We start from the raw sequence: 2,526 nt of genomic DNA on the forward strand, positions 1-2,526 counted from the left end.
TTCCGTTAGTATTGAACGGGATGCAAATGTAGGGAAGTTTTTTATTTCTGCAAATCTTTCTCCCTAATTTTTTCAGCGATTTACATTTTACAACTACATTTGAAGGCAGGATCAAAACGCCGAAACCCGTGAAAATACAGCTTTGGAGCATAGGTAAAGAAAACGACGCATATATAGATGAAGGAATTAAAATCTTTCGGAAACGATTGCAGCATTATACGGATTTCGATATCCGCCTCATCCCTACCGTTAAACAGGCGGCCAGCCTTTCCATTCCCGAACTGAAAAAACAGGAAGGGAAAATCATCCTCGACATGCTGCAGCCGCAGGACTTCCTCCTCGCCCTCGACGAACGTGGCAAAACGATGACAACCCTCCAGATGGCCGACTTTCTCCGCCAGCGCAACAATGCCGGCACGCGCCAGCTGATCGTGCTGATCGGCGGGGCTTTCGGGATCGACGCCGCGGTGCTCCAGCGCGCCAATCTCCAGCTATCTCTTTCCGCCCTCACCTTCCCGCACCAGATCGTTCGCCTTATTGTGACGGAGCAGCTTTACAGGGCTTATACCGTCCTCAATAATGAGAAGTATCATCATCAATGATTATATTTACAGATTAATTACAGCGAAGACCATGAGTATTACCCTTATCATCATCATTATAACCTGCCTGGTATCCATCACAACTTTTTCACGCCCGGAAGACATGGCGAAACTGAGCTTTTCCCCTTACCGGGTGTATCATTTCAAGGAATGGTACCGCTTTCTGACTTCGGGTTTCGTGCATGCCAATACCATGCACCTGCTGTTCAATATGCTGTCCCTTTATTTCGTGGGGCGCTCCATTGAAATGGCTTTCGCGGTGGTGTTGGGCAGCAAGTGGTATTACCCGCTGTTATATTTGCTGGGGCTTGTGCTGCCGGACCTGTACAATTATTACAAGTATAAAAATTATAGCGGCTATTCGTCGATCGGCGCTTCCGGCGCGGTGTCCGCCGTTTTGTTTTCCTGCGTATTGTTCGCGCCCTGGCAAACTATCTACGTTTTTTTGATCCCCTGCCCTTTCATCGTGTACGCGGTTCTCTTCCTGATCTATTCCGTGTACATGTCGAAGCGCGGCGGTGATGGTATCGATCACCGCGCTCACTTTTTCGGCGCCATCCTGGGCTTGATTTTCCCGATCATCATCGAACCGCAGGTGATGCAGATATTTCTCCGCCAGCTGCTCAATCCCTGATCAGCGGGATTCCTCCATCTTTATCACCAGCATCTGCTCCGTATGTTCCGTAACGCGGAAACGGTGGTCGATGCGCATGCCCATCACCCACACGATCCGCTTGTCCGATTCCAGCACCCACATTTTTTCCTTTTCGGGTAAGGATAGTTTCTGGTCGATGAACAGGCGGCTGAGTTTCTTCTTTTTGTTGAGGCCCAGCGGGTAGCAGTAATCGCCCTGTTTCCATTTGCGCACCATCAGCGGGAAGCGGATTTCAGCCATGTTGAGATATGCCGTGCCCGCATCCGGAGGGATCGCGCGGCCATCGTATTTTGCCGTCCGGATGCTGAGGCGGTATCCCGGCATCAGCACTTCCTGCTGGCCTTCTTCGATGAGAAAATGCGCGGAAATATCCGCCTGGAGCGGCGTGATGATCAGCCACTTCCGGTCGCGGACGATCCGGTGCGTGGCCGTGGTCACGAATTTACCGGGCATGGCATCCAGCAGCTCCGCCGCCTGCGCCGCCAGGTGGGTGTTGCAACCGAAAGGCTTGAACAGTTCGTATGCAATCGTGGAAAGGGGTTTCACTTTTTTGAGTTTCAGTACGGGGATGAAGTATTCCTCCCCTTTTTGTTCCACCAGTTTTTTCCGGTATTCTTCCACCGCCTGCTGGTAAATCATTTCCGCTTCGCGGAAGCGTTCGATGGAAGCGCCTGTTTGCCGTATTACATCAGGGTACGCTTCGCGGAGTGGCGGCAGGATATGATGACGGAAATAATTTCTCGTGTATTTATCTGATGCGTTGGAGCTGTCTTCCACGAAAGCGAGCTGCTCCGCCACCATGTATGCCGCCACATCTTCGCGCGTAGCGAAAAGCAGCGGACGCACAAGCGCGCCCTGTTTCGGCAGTATCCCATGCAGGCCCGAAATCCCTGTCCCTTTCGACAGGTTCATCCAAAGCGTTTCCACGCTGTCCTGCATATGATGCGCGGTTGCCAGTGCCGGGATGCCTAACCGGGAGCGCAGCTCTTCCAGCCAGGTATATCGCAGTTGCCGGGCGGCTTCCTGGATCGACAGGCGCGCCGCCGATGCAAATTCGTTTGTGTCGAAATGTGTGACATGAAAAGGAACGCCCAGTTGTGCGGCGAATTTTTGCACGAAGGCTTCGTCGCGGCTGGATTCTTCTCCCCTCAGCCTGAAATTGCAATGGGCGATCTCGATATTGATGCCGGAGGTATGCAGCAGGTGCGCCAGCGCCACGGAATCGGCGCCGCCGCTCACGGCCACGAGCATGGCAGCCCCGGCGGGCAG

3 protein-coding genes are annotated in these 2,526 nt (G+C 53.0%); 2 read left to right on the forward strand and 1 reads right to left on the reverse strand.

Features of this window, described 5'->3' with window-relative positions; translation table 11 throughout:
- The first annotated feature begins 128 nt into the window (after positions 1-128).
- Both Q0510_RS00570 and Q0510_RS00575 read left to right on the forward strand, forming a co-directional pair.
- A complete protein-coding gene (locus tag Q0510_RS00570; RefSeq protein ID WP_298707281.1) occupies positions 129-602 on the forward strand; it encodes a 23S rRNA (pseudouridine(1915)-N(3))-methyltransferase RlmH in 474 nt (157 codons plus the stop codon).
- A gap of 31 nt (positions 603-633) precedes the next feature.
- Positions 634-1,236: a rhomboid family intramembrane serine protease gene (locus Q0510_RS00575; protein ID WP_298707283.1), complete on the forward strand. Its 603-nt coding sequence runs from the start codon at positions 634-636 to the stop codon at positions 1,234-1,236.
- Here the strand turns inward: Q0510_RS00575 and tilS are convergent.
- Positions 1,237-2,526: tRNA lysidine(34) synthetase TilS (gene tilS / locus Q0510_RS00580; protein WP_298707285.1), on the reverse strand; the 1,290-nt coding region annotated here is incomplete at its 5' end. It abuts the gene before it with no gap.

The sequence above is a fragment of the uncultured Chitinophaga sp. genome (assembly GCF_937874145.1).
Lineage (GTDB): Bacteria > Bacteroidota > Bacteroidia > Chitinophagales > Chitinophagaceae > Chitinophaga.